Source organism: Candidatus Binatia bacterium (assembly GCA_029248525.1).
Taxonomy (GTDB): Bacteria; Desulfobacterota; Binatia; order UBA12015; family UBA12015; genus UBA12015.
The window spans coordinates 1-19,616 of the sequence record JAQWJE010000042.1 but is presented as its reverse complement, the minus strand read 5'-3'; the positions used below and the strand labels follow the sequence as shown (position 1 = coordinate 19,616).

Below are 19,616 nucleotides of genomic sequence, written 5' to 3'. Positions count from 1 at the left end.
CGGCTCGCACTTGAGGGCGACGCGGTCCGGCTCGCCCAAAAACTGGCAAGAGCCGCCGTTGCTGGGTAGCGTCCCATCATGCCCAAGGTCTTTGTTCACGGTAATCCCGAATGCGCCGCTGTCTGGAACCCCTTGGTCGATGCGCTGGCCGAGCGTGGCATCACCGATACGGTGCGAGTATCTCCCCCCGGATTCGGTGCGCCCCTGCCCGAGGGCTTCGAACCAACCATGCAGGGATACCATCACTGGCTGGTCGGGGAGCTTGAAGCCCTCCGTGGTTCAGATGGCCCGATCGATCTGGTTGGCCACGACTGGGGCGCCGGTCATGTGGCCGGCATTGCCGCCGCCCGTCCGGACTTGATCCGCTCGTTCGCAATGGATTGCGGCGGATTGGTCCATCCCGACTACGTCTGGCATGACGCGGCACAGTCCTGGCAAACGCCTGAAGTCGGCGAACAGGTCGTCGAGGCAATTACCGGAGCCTCGCTGCCCGATCGAGTCGCGATCTTCGAGAGCTTCGGCATCACCGGGGCTACCGCGCAAGAGATGGCAGAGGCCGCCAATGCCGAGATGGGAGCTTGTATCCTGGCGCTCTACCGCAGTGCAGTGCCCCCGGCGATGGCCGAATTAGGCGAGCGCCTGCGAGCCGCACCCCCTCGACCGGCCCTGATCATCATCGCCGAGGACGACCTTTATGTTCCCGCAGATCTGGCCGCAGAAACTGCCGAGTCGCTCGGGGCCGATGTCCTTCGCCTCGCCGGCCAAGGCCATTGGTGGATGTTCAGTGCACCTCGGCCGGCGGCAGAAGCCTTGGCAGGCTTCTGGTCGGCGCTGGACTGAGTTTTTCATGCGCACCCTCGAATTGAACCAATTCGCCCGGCTGTTAATTTAAGCCTCGAGTTCATCACGATGATAAACCCCCGCCCGACCACACCACGGACTTCAACGAGCCTCCCCGACCGCATCGGACGGGACAGGGAATGGGAAACCCTTTGTTCCTGGCTGGAGGAGAGCGCCATGGGCCGCGGCGGCGTGGGAATCGTCTCGGGGGCCGCCGGGTCGGGCAAGAGTTTTCTCGCAGGACATCTGGAGCAAGAAGCACGTGCGCGAGGGTTCGCGACCGGTCGTGCTCGCTTCGAGGGTCGCGGACGATCAAGAATGCCCTGGCCCTGGCCGCAAATCCTCCGTGGCCTCGGGGGTACCGCAACCACCGAACTCGCGCGCGAGTTGCTGCGCGAGGGGCTCGAATCACCCCAAGACGACCGAGATGGATTTCTTGCGAGCTCGGGTATGGGAGCCGGACGACTGGTGATCCCGTTGGTCGACGCTCTGGATGCGAGGGCGGCCGAGAGCCCCCTGCTGCTCGTCTTTGACGATGCACAGGATTGCGACATCGCTTCGGCCGAGGTTCTGCGGTTGGTAGCCGAATCGCTTGCCTCCCTGCCCTGCTTGATTCTGGTGATGTTGCGGGACGACGACGCTGCGACTGTCGGTCCCGAAACAGACTCGGCGCTCGAGGCTTTCCACGAACCGGCGGAACACCGGGTCCTGGAGCTACTGCCGCTCAGTGCTGCCGAGACCGCCTCGATCCTGGGGGAGGAGATCTGCATCGCCCTCGGCGGCAAACAAAACGCCAACGAACTGACCCGCGGCAGCCCACTGCTGGCATCCGCAGTTCGGCAGGCCGCCATGCCGGCCTCATCGCTGACATCCACGCTGTCCACGCCCGAGCGAGCCCTCGGCGCGATCGCTGCGCACCGGCGGGCGGAGCTTTCCCCCTCACAGGACCGATTGGTATCCGCACTCACGATTCGACCTCAGGGTAGCGATGCCACGCTGCTGGCAAAGATTCTCGAATGTGAGCTCGGCGATCTGGAGACAGTCGGAGAAAGCCCCAGCCTGAAAGGGCTGGTCGAAGTTGAGAGCGGGCGCGGAAGCCTCCGCTATCGGATCATGACCGAAAGCATGCGCGAGGCTCTGGGGGCCGGAATCTCCCCGCACGACCGACGCGACCTGCACGCCATGTTTGCGCAAGCCCTGATTGAGAGAAACAGGCAGGGCATAGCGGTCGGGGCCAGTGAGGTCGCCGATCATGCCCTCCAGGCCAGACCGGCTTTCCCGCCGGCGGATGCCGCCGAGTGGACGTGTCGGGCGGCCCGCGAAGCAAATACCGCCGAGGCTTTCGAAAGTGCTGCTGCCCTGGTGGTCGATGGTTTGCACATCCTGTCGCTTGAGGACGGTCAGGGACTGTCGGACCTTCGCCGGAAGCTCCTCCTCGAGGGGGTCGCGGCCAACTGCGCTCGCGAGCCACAGACCGCCCGAGAATACCTCCGTGAGTTGCGACAAATCGCCGAACGCCTCGAACCCGACGCGCGCCGCTGCCTCGCCGAGGAGGCTATCGATGCCTCCAACATCACCGTTCAGGACCTCGCGCTGCTCGAGGATATGCGCCAGCTTCTGCAACTCGCTCTCGGGGGACTCTTGCCAAACGACCCCGCGCGAGTCGGCCTGATCGCCCGCGAAGCCGCCGTGTTGAATCGGATTCCGGGCCCCGCGGCCAAGCTGGCATGCGAAACCCTTTCCGAAGAAGCTCTGCTTGCGAGCGCCGCATCGGAGGCAAGCCCCAAGCTTCGCGCGATTGCCACCGCCACCCACCTGCTCTGCAACCACCATGCGCACGGGCCGGAATCCCGCCTCGATATGGCACGGGGTCTGTCCGCATATATAAGCGAGGCGCAACAACCCGACTTTCACCTGATTGCCAACTGCACCATGGTCATCGACGGACTGGCTGCGGGCCATGTCGGCGAAGCCGATGACGCAATCGATCGAATCTCCCGCGAAGCCGCATCGGCAACACACCACCCGGTCTCCTGGTACCCCTTTCACCTCCGCGCGATGCGGGCAGGCATGCAGGCGGACTTCAAGGCCGCCCGAAGATGGCTCGAGGTTGGTATCGAGAATACATCACCCGCCACGTATGTGGACGCCGCAACGTCAGCCTGGCTTCTGCTGACGCAGCTATCGAGGATGTGTGGTGTTTCGATCTTTCACGTCCCGATCCTGCCCTACCTCGAGCTCCCGGCACTTCCGAAAGAATTCGAAGGTGCCGATTTCCAGATTGCTCCACCGGCCCCGAGCGGACATCCGCTCTGCGAGCCATGGGGCGAAGTCGTCATCGAGCTGGCCGAAGCTTCTCGACACACCACAAGTCACGGACGCAACAGTCGCGCCCCGATCGGCGCCAGCCCGGACCTCACGGCACACTGGCGGGTGGGCTATGCAGGAGTCATGGCCCGGCTGCTCAACGACCGCGATGGCGCTCGCGCCATCGTCGAAGATCTGGCGCAACAGCGGTTTGGCGAAATTCCCCACGACGCGCAATGGCTGGCCTCCATTTGCCACGCCGCGCAAACCTGCAGCGAAGTCGAAAGCAAAAAGGCCGCTGGTCCCACACTCGAAATCCTGCGCCCCTTTGCCGACAGAAACGCCTTGACCGCGATGGGACTGGTCTTCGCGGGTCCCGTCGCCAGTTTCGCCGCACCGCTCGCACAGATGATCGACGACCACCAAAGTGCCGAGACGCTGGGCAAGACAGCGATTGCCGCCAGCGATCAGGTCGGAGCCGTTTTCTTCGGAGCCAAGTCCAGACTCGATCGAGCGTCATTTCTTCTCGAAGCGGGACCGGCCTCGGACCGAGACGAAGCCCGAACCCTCGTGGACGCATCTCGGTCCACCATCGACAGGTTCGGGCTTGAGGGACTGCGAACACGGCTCGATGCGGTCGAGCAGAAACTGGACGTCGGCCCTACCGCAGCAGCAACCTCTGCGGCCCCCGAGCCGGCAACGCCTCCCGAGTTGCCGACGAATGCCCCGGAAGCGCGCGCGACCGAGGCGATCTTCGTGCAAGAGGGCGATACATGGAGATTGGGTTGGGAAGGCCTGGAGATGCGCCTGCGACAGCAACGCGGACTTGAGTTCATTGCCCTCCTGCTCGAGCGACCCCATGAAGAGATCCATGCTCGCATGCTGATGAGCCCCGGGGCGCCGCCAGCAACCGACGCCGCCACTCGCGCCGATCTGGCCAGCGGTGACCTCGGGATTGCCGACGATAGCGGACTCGAAATCCTCGACGAGCAGGCGCTGCAATCCTTCCGGAGCCGCTTCGAGCAGGCCCGAGCCGAACTTGAAGAGGCTCAAGCCAACAACGACCTCGGGCGCGTCGAGACGCTCCAGCGCGAAATCGATTTCCTCGCGCAGGAACTCTCGAGTGCCACCGGATTGCAGGGAAGAAAACGACGCACGGGCTCGGACAACGAACGTGCTCGCATCGCCGTCCGCAAGCGCGTGAAGGCGTCTCTCGACAGAATCCGGCGCGATCTACCGGGCCTGCATGCCCACCTCTCGGCCTCGCTGCGGACCGGATCCATATGCCGATACGCACCCGAAAGCCCGGTGAGTTGGCAGACCGCCGCCTGAGGATGAACCCAGCGGCATTATCGACCACTCCTCATTGGCCGTCGCTCCTCGATACCGTCGATGGGATCGAGGCCCCCGTTGCATCTGCAGGGGAAACGAGAAGGGCAAATAAAAAGGGCGAACGACGGGGCTTGAACCCGCGACCCCCGGAATCACAATCCAGTGCTCTACCGACTGAGCTACGTCCGCCACGACGCGCAAAATGCGCCGTCCGACTCTACTAACAACCCCATGGGCGCGGTTCCAGTGGTCCCGTGCCTGCGTCGTTTTTGCCAGTTTCAGGCAACGAGCTGCGCGAGCAGAGCTGCCATGGCGTTGGCCCGGTGGGAGACCGCCGCCTTCTCCTCGCGAGCCACCTCAGCCAGAATGCGACCGCCCAATGGTGTTGCGGCAAAGACGGGGTCGTATCCGAAGCCGCCCGCTCCAGCGGCCGCAAGGGCGATCTCGCCCTCCAGCGTGCCGTCGGCCATAACTTCGCGACCGTCCGGGTGGGCGAGCACCAAAGTGCATCGAAAACGCGCCGCACGGTCGGAGAGTCCGACCATTTCGGAAAGCAGGTGCTCGTAGCGTTTCTGGTCATCGAGCCCGGCTCCACCATAACGCGCCGAATAGATTCCCGGACGACCGTCCAACGCATCGACCTCCAGACCGGAATCATCCGCCAGTGCCCAACCGTCCACATGACCGGCGATCGCACGCGCCTTGAGTTGTGCATTGGCCAGGTAGGTGTCGCCATCCTCCACGACCATCGGCGAGTCCTCCGGTTGGGAAACCAGAACCAACTTTTCCTCCGCCAGAACGCAAAGCTCGCGCAGCTTGCCCGCGTTGCGTGAGGCGAGAGCCACCGGTCCGTCGATCCGCATCCTTCTAGCGACTCGCAGGGCGCGCGCGTTTGCGAATCGCGGCGTCCTGAATCTTTTTGATCGCTTCGATCGAGTTCCAGGCCGCGTCCACCATGCGGTTCAACTCGCGACGCGTAAAGGTGCGCCCCTCGGCCGTGCCCTGCACTTCGACGATGCCACCCGAACCCGTCATGACGAAGTTGGCATCCACTTCTGCGCGGCTGTCCTCACCGTAAGCCAGGTCGACCAACAACTGCCCATCGACCAGGCCGACACTGATCGCGCCAACAGGTTCCCGCAGCGGAGATTTCGCCAAGGTGCCATCTTTGACGAGACGGTTCAGAGCACGTGCCACCGCAACATAGGCTCCATTGATCGCGGCCGTCCGGGTACCACCGTCGGCCTGGATCACGTCGCAATCAATCGTGAGGGTCCGCTCGCCCAGCAGATCCAGATCTACGACCGCGCGCAAACTCCGTCCGATCAGGCGTTGGATCTCGTGAGTACGCCCCTTGATCTTGCCCTTCTGGGACTCTCGATCATTGCGGCTATGCGTGGCCCGCGGGAGCATCGCGTACTCGGCAGTCATCCAGCCCGTCCCTTTTCCGTCCAGAAACCGGGGCACGCCCTCTTCCAGACTCACAGCGCAGAGCACCTTGGTCTGACCGCAGGAAATCAGACATGAGCCCTCCGCATGGTCCAGATAATCGGGCTCGATAACGATTTTCCGTGCTATCAGGGGATCTCGCCCGTCGACTCGGGGTTTTCTTTTGCCTTTGGCTGGCTTGGATGATGACATTCCCCCGCGATTAACAACTCACATAAGCTTGAGCAATTTAGAGGGCGACAAATTCATGTCACTTGCGCTAAGGTTCTGGGCAGGAACAAGCGAATACCTACACCAGGACCCTGCACGACCTCGATTTATGGCGATCTTCAAAGAAAGTCCCGGATTTGCGAATGATACTGTCGCGACGGTTCCCGTCGGTCGCCCGCCTGCGCCTGCGTCTGCTGCGGCCGCACCGGAGCTACCCGGGCGGCTGATCGGCGAGCACGCCCTCGTGTCCCGAGTCCACGGGTTGATCAGCCGGGTCGCACGGACCGACGCCACCTGTCTCATTCTCGGCGAGAGCGGCACGGGCAAGGAACTCGCGGCGCGAAGCATCCATAACCAGAGCCTGCGCGCCGACAAGCCTTTCATCCCGGTGAACTGCGGCGCGATCCCGGCCGAACTTCTCGAGTCCGAAATGTTCGGGCACGTAAAAGGCTCGTTCACCGGCGCGATCGGCACACGAGAAGGCATGTTCCAACTTGCGCACGGCGGAACGATCTTCCTCGATGAGATCGCGGAGATGAGTCCGGTCCTGCAGGTCAAACTACTGCGCGTCCTGCAAGACAGAGAAATTCGACCCGTTGGAGCCGATCAGGCCCGGCAGGTAGACGTGCGCGTCGTCGCGGCCACGAACAAGGATCTGCAGCGACAAGTTGAGAGAGGCCTCTTTCGTGAGGACCTCTACTATCGCCTCGAGGTCATTCCCATCGACTTGCCTCCCCTGCGGGAGCGACGCTCGGACGTACCGCTTCTCGTCAATTATTTCCTCGACCGTCATAACGCGAAGAAGAACGGCGCCAGCACGACCATCACCGAAGAAGCCATGATCTATCTTTGGGAGTATGACTGGCCGGGCAACGTTCGCGAGTTGGAGAATATGGTCGAGAGGTTGGTGATTCTCTCGGACGACGGCGAGATCAAAGTCGACGAATTGCCCAAGAACGTCCGGGCTTTCATTTCCGAGAAGAAACTTCCGCGCCCGGTCATGGGCGACGAGGGCATCGACCTCGCGCAGGCGGTGGAGGAGTTCGAGAACGGACTGATCGAAGACGCCTTGCGGCGGACCAAGGGCAACAAACAAGCTGCCGCGCGGCTTTTGCGGCTCAAACGAACGACTTTGGTCGCCAAGCTGCGGCGACGCAAACTGGCAACCGCCGATGGCCATCAACCATCCGTGCTCGAGGACGGCTCCGGCGAGGATCTCGAAAGGGACTTGGGCGATCAATAGCGCCAGTTTTCAGCAAGAGAGAGATAGGTAATGACGATGGCTTCTTCTGGTAAAATTCTGGTGGTCGATGATGACGACGACAGCCGGACCCTGCTCTCTCATCTATTGAAACGGGAAGGCTATGAAGTCATCACCGCTATCGACGGACAGGATGCGGTCGAAAAACTGCCTGACGATTCGATCGACGTTCTTCTCCTCGATGTGATGATGCCTCGCATGGACGGCTTTGCAGTTTGCGAAGCGCTGAAGAAGGATCCGAAAACCGCTTCATTGCCGGTGATTTTGCTGACCGCTCGCGACGATATGGATACCCGTGCCAACGGGATGAAGCTCGGGGTGAGCGATTTTCTGGCGAAGCCGGTCAACAAGCAGGAGCTTTTCCAGCGCGTGCGCACCCAGATCGAGGCCATCGATCGCGCCCGGCACCTGGCCGCGACCGAGCAACGAATCGACTCGATCGACTGATTCCTCGATCCGATGAAGGCCATGCTCGCCCCAGCCCCTCGAGAGGCCCCGAAACGGACCTCGCCTGCCTCCCGGCAGCCAGGCGTGCTCTCGCTCGAACGAGTCCGCCGCCAGCTTACGGTATTGGCCGCACTTGTCGCCCTTCTCGGCGCGGTCGATGCGCGCGCCAACCGAAATCAACTGGAGGTCTCGACCGCGCCGGTCTCGCTGCGCGGGGAAGTTGTGGAAACCGGATGCTTCGTGATCGGCGACCGCCACGGTGAGAAGCATCGCCAATGCGCGATCGCCTGCGCTCGGGCCGGACAGGACCTCGGCATCCTCGATGCGCAGACCGGGATTCTCTACGTCGAGATTCGCAACCAGGAAGAAGGCCCGGTACCCAGCCTGCTGATCGACCATGTGGCGCGACAAGTGGAAGTCCGTGGACAGATCCTCGCGGCCGGCGGGGTTCAGGGCGTCGCGATCAATCGCGTCCGCGCGCTCGATTAGCTGCCCATAGAATCTGTCTGGAAATCCCCCTCCAGATGCGGACTTCACGGACGGTGAGTCCCGCCCGGCCGAAGAAGCCGCGCAAAGCTCGCACCATATGGGTCGGATTCTCGCGGTCCAGAAATCCGATATCGGTCAATGCCTCCGAGAAATGGGCAAACAGGTCCTCGCGCTCCTGACCGGAGGCTGGCTGGCCATCCGCATTACGGATCTCGGCGCGACGGGTATCGGGGCGTTGGCGCTCCGGGGGGGCGCCACGCAAGAGCTCATAGCAGCAAAGCAGAACCGCCTGCGCGAGGTTCAGCGACGCATACCCTGGAGATGTGGGCAGGGTCACGAACTTCTGGCATTGATCGAGCTCTGCGTTCGACAGCCCATGATCTTCGGGACCGAAAACAAGAGCCACCGGCCCCTGGGTGGCGGCCGCAAATGTCTGGGCCACAAAATCCTCCGGACCCAGCGGCTCTTCGTGGCGCGCGGTCTCCCGTCCCACGGTCCCGATGGTCAGAACGCAATCTCCGACGGCCTCGGCAAGGCTGTCCACTGTCCGGCGAGCCGCCAGGACGTCGGCCGCATGGGCGGCCATCCGCTCCCCGACTTTGCCCACAGGCGTGCGGGGGGCCACGACCCAAAGGTCCGATAAACCCATATTCTTCATGGCTCGAGCCACCTGACCTACGTTTCCACCGCGGCGAGGGCGCACCAGAATAACCCGGATTTGCTCGAACATGGATCATGGATAGCAGGAAGATCGGACGGACCGGAGCCCGGGCCTCGACAGAGCCGGATGCCTCCGATAAATCTCGCCTGATGTCGGTCCCCTTTCCCATGGTTCTCGCCCTGACGCTTCTGGTGTCCGGCTGCCTTACCCACGATCCACTCTCGATCCCCCCGGGCCCCGAGACGCCCCCTCCCGGGGCCAATCTCTACGTCTATGTGGCCGAGGGCCGAGACGAAGCTCTGGAGAATTTCGGAGGCGCCGTCAGCGTTTATCCGCTCGGGGCCAACGGCGAATTCGTGGAGGGGCCTGCAACAGCGAGCCTTCCCGCAACCAATCCCCGCCGGCTGACGGTTCATCCGGAACTCGACGTCCTCTATGTGTTGACCCGAAACCAGGTCCGGGCCTTCGATATCACCGGCGGCGGTTTGCGTTCCTTGTGCCAGACTCCCGACACCGAGCTGCGCCCGCCATGTGCCACCGCGCCGCGGCCGGGATCCAACCCGATCGATCTGACTGTTCGCCAAGCCGACACAGGCGAGTGGCTGCTCTACGTCGTCGAGGGCGGCATCCCCGGCGACAACGCCCTCAGCACACGCGTCTCGGCCTTCCCGCTCGACGAACGCGGTGGCCTGCCGGAGTTTGCCGGCACCGTCGCCCGTAATCCGGACTCCTTGGCTTTCCGCGGAATGGCCTTCTCGGAGATCTATTTATTTGCGACCGATGGCTCCCTGCAACGAATTGATCGGTTTGACGTCAAAGCCGATGGCGCCTTGCCGCTGCTGATCCCGACGCCGACCCCCTTCGGGCAGCCCACACCGACGCCGACGGTCGCACCTACGCCCACCCCACCCGACCAGACTCCGGCACCGACCCCGATACCAACGCCGACTCCGCCGCAATGGTACGTTCCCGGCCCGCAGCGCCTGCGGTTGGGCGTGGCGGTTCAGGAAAGCCTTCCCCGACAGCTGTTGTACATGATCAGCCAGAATGCCCGGCGAGTGTATTCCTATCCGCTGACCGATGAACTCGATATCGAGGACGATTCGGCTCAAACGCCGCGGGTCGATGGTCTCTACGAAGACATCCTTCTCGACCCCCAGAATCGATACATCCATGCCACGGCTTTTCAGATGGGTCGGATCGACAGCTTCGCATTGACCGCAGACGGCATGATCGACAAATCGACTTCCTCATCGACGCTGGACAACCCCGCAAGTTACCCCGGCGGCATGGCGTGGCTGACTTTCACCGATGCGGCCGGCGAGGTTCAGAATCGAGTTTTCGTCGCGCAGGGAGGCCTGAACCGAGTCGATGCCTTCCCGGTAGACGCTGACGGCAGCCTCATCGCCGAGCCGGCCACGAGCAGCCAGGCGAAGGACTATAGTTTCCCCACGGATATAGCGATTTTCGTCGACGACTGATGCGGAGTTGACCCGGACGAGTCTCCGCGTTTAGTAAGCTCCATGGAAACCGTCGGAACCCTTATCGCAGATAGCAGCTTTCTCGTGTTCGCCCGCTTCGCGACGACCGCATTTTTTGCGATCGTCTTTCTCCAATCGGCCTTCGACAAGATTACCGATCAGGAGGGCAATCAGGCCTACTTCCGGGACGTCTTCAAACAAGCCCCGACCCTGCAGAGCCTCGCCGGGCCGCTTTTCTGGGGATTGACCCTTCTCGAACTCGGAGCCGGCGTCTTCTGCGGCCTGGGTCTGATCACTTTCAGCTTTGTCTCGGGCGGCTTCTTTGCCGGCTGGGGCCTTCGCTTTGCGACGCTCGCCCTCCTGGCGCTGATCTTCGGCCAGCGGATGGCCAAAGACTACGGTGGCGCCGCCGTGGTAGCCGCCTATATGGCGGTTGCGCTGGTCGGCAACCTCGTATTTGCGATCGGCAATTAGCTCTCGGCTATTTGTCGATCTCCTCGCGAATCGAGTAGAGCTTCTGCCGCGACTCGGTGACGTAAGCATCGAGGTTGCGGCGCTGGTTGGCCAGCAGGCTCACGTCACCGCCATCGAGAACGACCACGGGCTTCATCAAACCGCACTTCCGGAGCGAAGATTCGGTTTCCGAGAGCAGTTCCAACAGGATCGGACGTTGTTTGAATTCGCGACCGTACTCGATCTGGATCGCCGGGATCATATGAGCGATCACATGGCAGACTCCGGTGGCGTGATAAAATACATTGTCTACCGAAAACCAGCTCAGAGTGTCCGAGAGAAGCTCGGCATGGACGGCACCGAGCAGATCTGACCAGGACTGGACCAGTCGAATGAGCTCCACATTACGGGCATTGATCGGCCGAGAAGTTGGCGGATCGGTCTGCAACCCGGCGACATAGGCATTCAATTTGGCGACCGCATCCTTGTAGCGGCCCTCCGCCGACGGGAAAGCCCATTTTTCGGGGTCGTTCCGCAGCAGGTTGTCAGCCGCCACGAGATTCGGGTCATAATCGTCTGACGAGACCTTGGTCAGATGGTCCTTGAATACTCGGACCGTTTCTCGCATGGCCTGCAGGATTCCCAACTGGCGATTGGCATTATTATCGGCGAAAAGCCCTGGCCCCCAGATCGGCAAATCGTTGGGCCGCCAACCTGTGAACCCGTCCAATTCATTCGCAATCACAGCCGCAGATGCCGTGCCAAATGCCGCACCGGGTGCGCTTGGCACCCCATCGGAATTGGCCGGAACCAACTCGATCACCAGATCATCATGGGCCTCCTGCCCCCAATGCAGAGACAAAGGCACGGCAAAAAACAGAAGTCCAAGAATGACCACCAAAACTGATACACTTCGCATGATTCTCAAGACTGCCTTATTTCGCGGGAGATTGCATTTCTCAAGATTTCGCCCCCGGCAAAAAACCGTCACATGACCCCGAAAAACCATTGCTTATAGCGCCTTCATGATGTTTTTATTGAGTAGGGTTTACTGATGACAACAAGGACAACAAGGACAACAAGGACAACAACAATGCTCAAAAGACATTTCCTCAGCAGCCTGCTCCTCGCAGGACTGGTCTTCTCCGCCACCAACGCCGGCGCACAAAGTTTCCTCGATTTTGCCGCGCTCGGGTCGACCAGCTGTGTTTTGGGCAAGGACGTCGTCCTCAAAGACAGCAACGACCCCGCCGGAACCAATCTGGCCACGCTCCTTGTCGGGGGGAACGGCACCGTGCACGTGAAATTTGGTGGCACCGTCGGCGGCGTTCGTGCCGGTGGTGATCTTGTCCTCGGTAAATCCAGTGGCTCCGGTGCAACCGGACTTGCCGTCCGCGGCGATGTGATCGGCAACGGAGAGATCTACATTCACCCGCAGTCCTCGATCGAAGGGGATGTAGACGCCGGGGACGAGGTGGTCGTCGGACAGAACTCCAACGTGACCGGAACGGTAACCTCGGCCGCCGATATCAGCGTCGACCCCACGTCAACCGTCGGCGCTGCCGTGCCCTTCGGTTCCCCCACGAGCGTCCCGAACATCACGCTGCCCCCGGCAACGACCTTCAGCCCGGGGACGACTCCGGTCGGCGACGGCTCGGGAAATGCAAACATCAACCTGGCGCCAGGGAACTACGGCGAACTCGACATGGGAGTAGCGAGCACACTCACCCTCTCGTCAGGCACCTACACCTTCCAGAGCATCGATATGGGTCAGAATTCGACTCTCGAGTTGAACTTCACGACCTCGGGCGCACCCGTTGTGATCGACGAGATTTCGATTCTCGTGACCGGTGACGTGGACTTCGGCAACAGCCTCGACGTCGACGTCAACGGCGAGGCCGGCACTGGCACCACGGCCGATGTCGAACGCAAGGACTACTCCGGCGGTCTCGTTCTGGAAACCCACGGCAGCTTTCACCTCAACCAGAATAGCCAATGGGTCGGCTTGGTGATCGCCCCGTTCGGAAATATCGATTTCGGCATCCAATCCGAGATCTGGGGCGCTGGCTGGAGTCTGGACACCCACGTCAAACAGGGCTGCGTGATCGATTTCCAGCTGGCCGATCGTTTCGACGGCCCCGGTGTGCGGGTTCCAAAGATCGATTTTGCTCTCTATTCCGAAAAGAAAACCACCGTCGGCGGCGATGTCACCGTCTCCTTTACTGCCTCGGTCGGCAGCAATGGCGATGTGAAAGTCAAAAGTGGCGGCCAGACCGGATCGGTCCGCACCGGCGGCAAACTCTTCACGGGGATTGCCGCCACCATCAACGGCAACCAGGTCGGCAACCGTCGCGCCTATATTCGTGACGGCTCGACTGTCCACGGCAGCGTCGACGGCGGCACCGACAAGGGCCGCGTGATCCTCGGCCGCGACACGGAAATCTTCGGCAAAGTACGCTCGACAAACGACATCCTGCGCGGCGAGAACTCGGTTGTCACGTGCTCCGAAATCCTCTGCGTACAACCCGAAAGCGACGAGACGGCCTCCCATACCCTGATCGACCTGATGGAAGTCCTGGTCGATGGCACGGTTGCTTCGATCGCCGGCACCGACGTTGCGACAGACTACAATATCAAGCGTGACGAAGCTCTGACTCTCGCACCGGGGACTTATGGCCGGGTCAAGCTGGGTGCGCGCAGTATATTGAACCTGACGCATGGCGAGTATTATTTCGAAAGCTTGATCACCGGATCGGACGGGACCATCAATATGGATCTTACCAGCGGCGACGAGCTGGCGATCTTCGCTTTGCGCGACATCAAGATCGGTAAAAATCAGGTCATCAACCTGACGGGCGGGGACGCCAGCGATGTCTATGTCGAAGTTCATAACAACTTCAAGATCGGCACCGGCAGCGATTGGTTCGGCACCATCTATGCCCCCTACAAAAACGTGATCATCGGCCAGGACATCCCCTTCGAGGGAGCCGCCTATGCCGGCAAGAATGTGATCGTCAAAGACGGGGGTTCGGTCGAGTTCGAACTGGCCGATCGACTCTACACAATCGTCGGCACTCCCTGAGTTCGACTCCCGACCTATGCGGCTGCCGGACGGTCGAGGAGAGCGCGTAGCGCATCCTCGGCGGTTTCGTAGCGGAATTTGTAGCCTGTCTTCTGGGCCACCGCCGGCAGGACCTTTTGTCCCGTCAGCAGGATCGCGTCAGCGACCTCACCGAGAGCCAGTCGGATGACAAAATCCGGAGGTGACAAGAATGCGGGGCGATTCAGGATTCCACCCAGCGTTTTGGCAAACTCTCCATTGCGGACCGGGTTCGGTGCCGTGCCGTTCATCGCACCTTCCACGGATTCGTTGTCCAGCGCGTGGATCAGAAGGCCGGTCAGGTCGTCTTCGTGTACCCAGGAGAAGTACTGCTCACCGGTGCCGAAAGGTCCACCCAGGCCGAGGCGGAAGGGAGGAAGCATTTTGCCCAGGCTTCCGCCGTTCATCGAGAGCACAACGCCGATCCGAACCGTCACCACCCGCAAACCGACATCCTTTGCCGCCAATGCCGCCTGCTCCCAGGCAACACACATCTCGGCGAGGAAATCGTCACCCGGCGCGCTGCTCTCGTTCAAATCTTCGTCGCCATGGGGCCCATAGAATCCAATCGCCGAGGCATTCACCAGAACACGAGGGCGCCGCACGGTCGCCCCACAAGCCCGGACCAGACTGTCCGTGAGCGAGACCCGGCTATCGCGAAGAGACTTTTTGCGATCCTCGCTCCAGCGACCTTCGACGAGCCCTTCCCCGGCCAGATTGAAGATCGCATTGCATCCGTCCACCAACGAGGTCCATTCGTCATCCGTCTTCGGCAGCGGACGGAGGTCCGTTCCCGGAGGGAGATGAGGCACCGAGCGTGGAACATTTCGAGAAACTGCCCGTAAATCATGCCCCGCCAGAGCAAGTGCTGCACAGAGACGCTTGCCGACCAGACCCGTTCCGCCCACTACCAGAATTCGCATCCCCATATTGTGCAGGAAGAGATGCGTGGTGCAACAATGGCCGTGGCCGGCAAACCGGACCGGGCCCCTTGTCAGGCACCGAACCGGTCTTCTAAGGTGCAGCTATGGCCGACGAGAAAACCGACGCTCTGGTGGTGGGATCCGGCTTTGCCGGGCTTTATATGCTCCACCGCCTGCGTGGCATGGGCCTGCAGGCCCGAGTCATCGAGGCCGGGGGCGACGTTGGCGGCACCTGGTACTGGAATCGCTACCCCGGGGCGCGTTGCGATGTCGAGAGCATGGAATATTCCTACCAGTTCTCGGAAGAACTCCAGCAGGAATGGGTCTGGACCGAGCGCTACGCCACCCAGCCCGAGATCCTGCGCTACATCAATCATGTCGCGGATCGCTTCGATTTACGGCGCGATATTACCTTCGACACCCGTGTCGAATCGGCCCTGTTCGACGAGAAAGCGAATCGCTGGCAGGTGGAGACCTCGGCCGGTCCGGTATCTGCCCAGTTTCTGATTCTCGCCACCGGGTGCCTCTCGGCCTCGAATGACCCCGATTTCCCCGGTCTGGCCGATTTTTCGGGCCAGGTTCTCCATACCGGACGCTGGCCCCACGAACCGGTCGATTTCTCCGGCAAGCGAGTCGGCATTATCGGATCGGGTTCGTCCTCGATCCAATCCTCCCCATTGATCGCAGCCGAGGCCGAGCACCTTTCGGTTTTCCAGCGCACGGCGAATTATTCCGTTCCTGCCCACAACCAACCGTTGGACCCGGTCGTGGTTGACGAGATCAAGCGTGACTACCCGCGTTTCCGCGCCGCCAACAAATTGATGGGCTCAGGCTTCGGATCGCGAGTCCCGCCGAACGTCGAGACCGGAGCGCTCCAGGTGGACGATGCCGAGCGCCAGGAGGTCCTCGACCAACGCTGGGCGCGGGGAGGCCTCGGCCTGCTCGGTGCCTTCAACGATCTATTGCTTTTCCCCGAAGCCAACGAGGTGGCCGCGTCCTACGTGCGCGACAAGATCCGCGCGACCGTCGAGGACCCCGCAACGGCCGCCCTGCTCGAACCTGACTACGCCATCGGCTGCAAAAGGCTGTGCGTCGATACCGGCTACTACGAGATGTTCAACCGCGACAATGTCTCGCTGGTCGACGTGAGCAAGACTCCGATCGATGCGATCACTCCCGACGGGGTCTGCGTCGGCGATACCGTTCACGCGATTGATGTCCTCATTCTGGCTACCGGCTTTGATGCGATGACCGGTGCCATTCTACGCATGGATATTCGCGGGCGCGAAGGTCGGGAGTTGCGCGAGAAATGGCGCGCCGGGCCACGCGCCTATCTGGGGCTGCAGACCGAAGGCTTCCCGAACCTGTTTACCATCACCGGCCCGGGCAGCCCATCCGTGCTGACCAATATGCTGCCGTCGATCGAGCAACATGTGGACTTTATTGCCGCCGGCATCGAGCATCTGCGAGCGCACGGGGCCTCTCGAATCGAGCCCGAGCTGGACGCCGAGGACGCCTGGGTCAACCACGTCAACGAGGTTGCCGGCCTGACCATTCTCGGCGGCTGCAACTCGTGGTATCTCGGGGCCAATATTCCCGGCAAGCCGCGCGTCTTTATGCCCTACCTCGGCTTCCCCGGCTATGTCGAGAAGTGCGAGTCGGTCGTCGCCAACAACTACGAGGGCTTCCGGGTCGAGTAAATGCGAGAGGAATTCCGATGAAACGTTTTGCGGTAATCATGGCCGGTGGATCCGGTGAGCGCTTCTGGCCAGCGAGCCGACGCGCCCGCCCCAAACAATTGCTGCGCCTGACCGACCCGGATCTCACCATGCTCGAGGAAGCCATCGAGCGGATCGCGCCACTGATCCCGCGCGAGAACGTCGTGGTCGCCACCAGCGAGATTCTCGCCGGCCCGATTCGGGAAGCCATCCCCGGCCTGCCCGCGCAGAATGTTCTGGCGGAACCGGCAAAAAGAAATACCGCCGCATGCCTCGCACTCGCCGCCGCATTTCTCGAAAAGGAGCATGGCGACATCCACGATCTGTCGATGGCCGTGCTGACCGCCGACCATTTGATCGGCGACGAGGATGCCTTCCGCGCGACGGTCGATGCCGCCATGACCGCCGCCGAGACCGACGGCTCGTTGGTCACAATCGGCGTAGCCCCGACCCGCCCCGAGACCGGATATGGTTATATCGAAGTTGAAAGTGACCTGGCCGAGGCAGCACCCAGCCTGCCGGTGGCGCGGTTTCGGGAAAAGCCCGACCTCGAAACAGCACAAGGCTATGCCGCCTCCGGCAGGCATCTCTGGAATAGCGGCATGTTCTTCTGGACCGTCGCCAGCCTGCAGGACGGCTTTGCCCAGCACCTGCCCGACCTCGCTGCCCAACGTGGCCCGATGGTGGATGCGCTCGCAGGGCGTGGCGACCTAGCGACTGTCTTTGGCGCGCTTGAGGATATCTCGATCGATTACGGCTTGATGGAGCGTGCCGCGAACGTGGCCGTGGTGCCGGCGAATTTCGATTGGGATGACGTCGGCGCATGGGACGCTCTCGCACGGACCCGCGAGAGCGACGCCGATGGCAACGTTTTGACCGGCGAGCCGATCGTGGTCGATAGCAACGATTGTATCGTCTACAATGCGGCCGGCGCCGACGGTCAGGCGGTCGCCGTGATCGGCGTCGAAGGCCTGATCGTCGCCACCACACCCGATGGCGTTCTGGTCGTGCCGAAAGACCGGGCGCAGGATGTCAAAAAGGCCGTCACCGCTCTGCGGGACGCCAAGCGCGACAAATTTATCTAGACAAAAGGTGGATGCACCGGAACGACCGCGATAAGCCGGGACGAACCGAGAGAAACGAGAGCCCTTATGAAAATCAGCCTTTGCATTCCTTACGCCAAAACCGACTACGACCGACAGACGACTCTGGATTGGTGCCGCATGGCGGATGAAGGTCCGTTTGCCAGCCTCGGCTGCGGTGAACGCATCGTCTCGCATACCCAGGACATGAGTATCGTTCTGGCGGCAGCGTGTGCACTGACCGAGCGTGTCCGGATTGTACCGTCGCTCTACATCCTGCCGATGCATTCAGCCGTGCGCGTGGCCAAGGAACTGGCCACCATGGATGTTCTGTCGGACGGACGCGTGACCGCAACCGTCGGCGTGGGTGGTCGTGAGCATGACTACAAGGCGGTTGGCGCTTCGTTCAAAAAGCGCCTGCAGCGACTCGATGCTGGGGTTGCCGAAATGAAACGCACCTGGGATGGCGTGCCGCCGTTTGAGGGCACCGACCCTGTAGGTCCACCGCCGGTGCAAAAAGGCGGCATCCCCATCTGGTCGGGCGCGATGAATCCCAAAAGCATCGCGCGCTCATCCAAATGGGCCGACGGCCTCTATGGCTTCACCATGAATGGCGACGCAGGCCCGGCCAAGCAGCAATTTGATCTGGCTACCGCTGCGTGGGAAGCCGAGGGCCGCGCGCGGCCTTATCTGGCCACCGGGTTCTGGTGTTGCCTAGCCGATGATGCCGAGAATCGGCTCAAACAATATGTCGTCGATTATCTGAAGATCATCGACGAGAATATCGCCAACCTGATTGCCGACACGATGGTGACGTCAAACGAAGACGCGGTGCGGAAATGCCTGGATGATATCGAGGCGCTGGGGGCGGATGAGTGCTTCCTGAATACCGCTACGCGTGACCTGGTCGAGATCGAGAAGATCGCCAATATCGTGGAGACGCGCTAGGCGCGCTTGCCCTGCCCGATTATTGAATCGAGAACTGCGAGTCGTCGTCGAGGATCGTCTTGCCGATCGGCGCGAGCGCCAGCTTGGCGATCTTCAGGTGCTGGATCGCAAACGGAATCCCGATGATCGTGAGCGCCAGCAGCGCGGCCGTAAAGACGTGACCGATCGCAAGCCAGATGCCCGCGAGCAGAAACCAGATCACATTGCCGACAAACCCGAGGGTACCGGTGCCGAGATCCTCTTCCCCGGTGACCGTTTCGCGATCCACCGCATAACGCCCGAACGGCCAGATCGTGAACCAGGCGATCGTGGCGGCTGAACGAGCCCACGGCAGGCCCACGATGCTCAAGGCAAAGATCAGGGCCGCCACAGCCCAGCACAAAGCCATCTCGGCCCCGCCAAAGATGATCCAGAGAATATTCCCGAACAAACGCATCATGGTAGGCCGAGGATATCGGAATTCCGGGCCCGAGTCTCCCGGATACGGCCTGGCGGCATCCATTCCCACCGGACAGGGAGTTGTCAGCCCGCACGGGCTTCGTTACTCAGGAAACACCCAAGCCGCCCTAGCTCAGTTGGTAGAGCAACTGATTCGTAATCAGTAGGTCGCCGGTTCGACTCCGGCGGGTGGCTCTTGAGAAGCCCTGCGACTGCGGGGCTTTTTTTGTTGGGGCTTATGAACCCCGCAGTCGCAAATGCCGCTTAGGTACCAGCGCGCACGCACTAGCTTTCGCTTTTCATGCGCGCCCTGGTCTCGATCCACTCTTCGACCTTGGCTTCGAGCCACCCAACCGCTCTGCCACTCAGTTAAAGACGCCTTAGTTCCACCACACCGCGTGACCTACGGCACGCAACTCCTCAGCAAGCTCTTTTTCCATCTCTTCCGCGCGTTCACGAGAAGGTAGCGGGTTATGT

The 19,616-nt window shown here is 61.7% G+C and carries 17 protein-coding genes and 2 tRNA genes; 12 read left to right on the top strand and 7 right to left on the bottom strand.

What is annotated here, in order from left to right; genetic code table 11:
* Positions 1-78 precede the first annotated feature (78 nt).
* On the top strand, positions 79-840 hold the full coding sequence (locus P8K07_10240; GenBank protein MDG1958896.1) for an alpha/beta hydrolase: 762 nt from the start codon (positions 79-81) through the stop codon (positions 838-840).
* A 69-nt stretch (positions 841-909) separates the two neighbouring features.
* A complete protein-coding gene (locus P8K07_10235) occupies positions 910-4,479 on the top strand; it encodes a DUF2791 family P-loop domain-containing protein (protein ID MDG1958895.1) in 3,570 nt (1,189 codons plus the stop codon).
* 116 nt (positions 4,480-4,595) lie between these two features.
* Here the strand turns inward: P8K07_10235 and P8K07_10230 are convergent.
* The 3 genes from P8K07_10230 to rph form a co-directional block, all read right to left on the bottom strand.
* Positions 4,596-4,668 (bottom strand) — tRNA-His (locus tag P8K07_10230).
* An 89-nt stretch (positions 4,669-4,757) separates the two neighbouring features.
* Complete coding sequence (gene rdgB / locus P8K07_10225) at positions 4,758-5,342, bottom strand: RdgB/HAM1 family non-canonical purine NTP pyrophosphatase (GenBank protein ID MDG1958894.1); 585 nt, start codon at positions 5,340-5,342, stop codon at positions 4,758-4,760.
* A gap of 4 nt (positions 5,343-5,346) precedes the next feature.
* Complete coding sequence (gene rph, locus P8K07_10220; protein MDG1958893.1) at positions 5,347-6,120, bottom strand: ribonuclease PH; 774 nt, start codon at positions 6,118-6,120, stop codon at positions 5,347-5,349.
* Positions 6,121-6,247: 127 nt separating this feature from the next.
* Here rph and P8K07_10215 point away from each other — a divergent pair, with 127 nt between their 5' ends.
* The 3 genes from P8K07_10215 (at position 6,248) to P8K07_10205 (ending at position 8,335) form a co-directional block, all read left to right on the top strand.
* Positions 6,248-7,381: a sigma 54-interacting transcriptional regulator gene (locus P8K07_10215; GenBank protein MDG1958892.1), complete on the top strand. Its 1,134-nt coding sequence runs from the start codon at positions 6,248-6,250 to the stop codon at positions 7,379-7,381.
* A gap of 36 nt (positions 7,382-7,417) precedes the next feature.
* Positions 7,418-7,846: a response regulator gene (locus P8K07_10210; protein MDG1958891.1), complete on the top strand. Its 429-nt coding sequence runs from the start codon at positions 7,418-7,420 to the stop codon at positions 7,844-7,846.
* An 84-nt stretch (positions 7,847-7,930) separates the two neighbouring features.
* Positions 7,931-8,335, top strand: a complete 405-nt coding sequence (locus P8K07_10205) for a hypothetical protein (GenBank protein MDG1958890.1) — start codon at positions 7,931-7,933, stop codon at positions 8,333-8,335.
* Here the strand turns inward: P8K07_10205 and P8K07_10200 are convergent.
* Complete coding sequence (locus P8K07_10200) at positions 8,310-9,065, bottom strand: RNA methyltransferase (GenBank protein MDG1958889.1); 756 nt, start codon at positions 9,063-9,065, stop codon at positions 8,310-8,312. The genes P8K07_10205 and P8K07_10200 overlap by 26 nt on opposite strands.
* A gap of 80 nt (positions 9,066-9,145) precedes the next feature.
* Between P8K07_10200 and P8K07_10195 the strand changes: the two genes are divergently transcribed.
* Both P8K07_10195 and P8K07_10190 read left to right on the top strand, forming a co-directional pair.
* A complete protein-coding gene (locus P8K07_10195; GenBank protein ID MDG1958888.1) occupies positions 9,146-10,477 on the top strand; it encodes a hypothetical protein in 1,332 nt (443 codons plus the stop codon).
* A gap of 84 nt (positions 10,478-10,561) precedes the next feature.
* Positions 10,562-10,951 (top strand): DoxX family protein, encoded by a 390-nt coding sequence (locus P8K07_10190; protein MDG1958887.1) that lies wholly within the window; start codon positions 10,562-10,564, stop codon positions 10,949-10,951.
* 7 nt (positions 10,952-10,958) lie between these two features.
* Here the strand turns inward: P8K07_10190 and P8K07_10185 are convergent, their stop codons facing one another.
* Complete coding sequence (locus P8K07_10185) at positions 10,959-11,849, bottom strand: DUF2333 family protein (protein ID MDG1958886.1); 891 nt, start codon at positions 11,847-11,849, stop codon at positions 10,959-10,961.
* A 174-nt stretch (positions 11,850-12,023) separates the two neighbouring features.
* Between P8K07_10185 and P8K07_10180 the strand changes: the two genes are divergently transcribed.
* On the top strand, positions 12,024-14,012 hold the full coding sequence (locus P8K07_10180; protein MDG1958885.1) for a polymer-forming cytoskeletal protein: 1,989 nt from the start codon (positions 12,024-12,026) through the stop codon (positions 14,010-14,012).
* Positions 14,013-14,026: 14 nt separating this feature from the next.
* Here the strand turns inward: P8K07_10180 and P8K07_10175 are convergent, their stop codons facing one another.
* Positions 14,027-14,953 carry a TIGR01777 family oxidoreductase gene (locus tag P8K07_10175; protein MDG1958884.1) on the bottom strand — a complete coding sequence of 309 codons (927 nt, stop codon included), beginning with the start codon at positions 14,951-14,953 and terminating at the stop codon, positions 14,027-14,029.
* 104 nt (positions 14,954-15,057) lie between these two features.
* Here P8K07_10175 and P8K07_10170 point away from each other — a divergent pair, with 104 nt between their 5' ends.
* From P8K07_10170 to P8K07_10160, 3 genes are all read left to right on the top strand, one after another.
* Positions 15,058-16,653, top strand: coding sequence for an NAD(P)/FAD-dependent oxidoreductase (locus P8K07_10170; GenBank protein MDG1958883.1), 1,596 nt, complete (start codon positions 15,058-15,060; stop codon positions 16,651-16,653).
* A 17-nt stretch (positions 16,654-16,670) separates the two neighbouring features.
* Positions 16,671-17,756 carry a sugar phosphate nucleotidyltransferase gene (locus P8K07_10165; protein MDG1958882.1) on the top strand — a complete coding sequence of 362 codons (1,086 nt, stop codon included), beginning with the start codon at positions 16,671-16,673 and terminating at the stop codon, positions 17,754-17,756.
* Between the two features lie 66 nt (positions 17,757-17,822).
* Positions 17,823-18,701 carry an LLM class flavin-dependent oxidoreductase gene (locus P8K07_10160; protein ID MDG1958881.1) on the top strand — a complete coding sequence of 293 codons (879 nt, stop codon included), beginning with the start codon at positions 17,823-17,825 and terminating at the stop codon, positions 18,699-18,701.
* A gap of 19 nt (positions 18,702-18,720) precedes the next feature.
* On the opposite strand, the gene P8K07_10155 is transcribed toward P8K07_10160, so the two are convergent.
* A complete protein-coding gene (locus P8K07_10155) occupies positions 18,721-19,140 on the bottom strand; it encodes a YccF domain-containing protein (protein ID MDG1958880.1) in 420 nt (139 codons plus the stop codon).
* Positions 19,141-19,261: 121 nt separating this feature from the next.
* Here P8K07_10155 and P8K07_10150 point away from each other — a divergent pair.
* Positions 19,262-19,334: transfer RNA gene (locus P8K07_10150), tRNA-Thr, on the top strand.
* Positions 19,335-19,616: the final 282 nt, after the last annotated feature.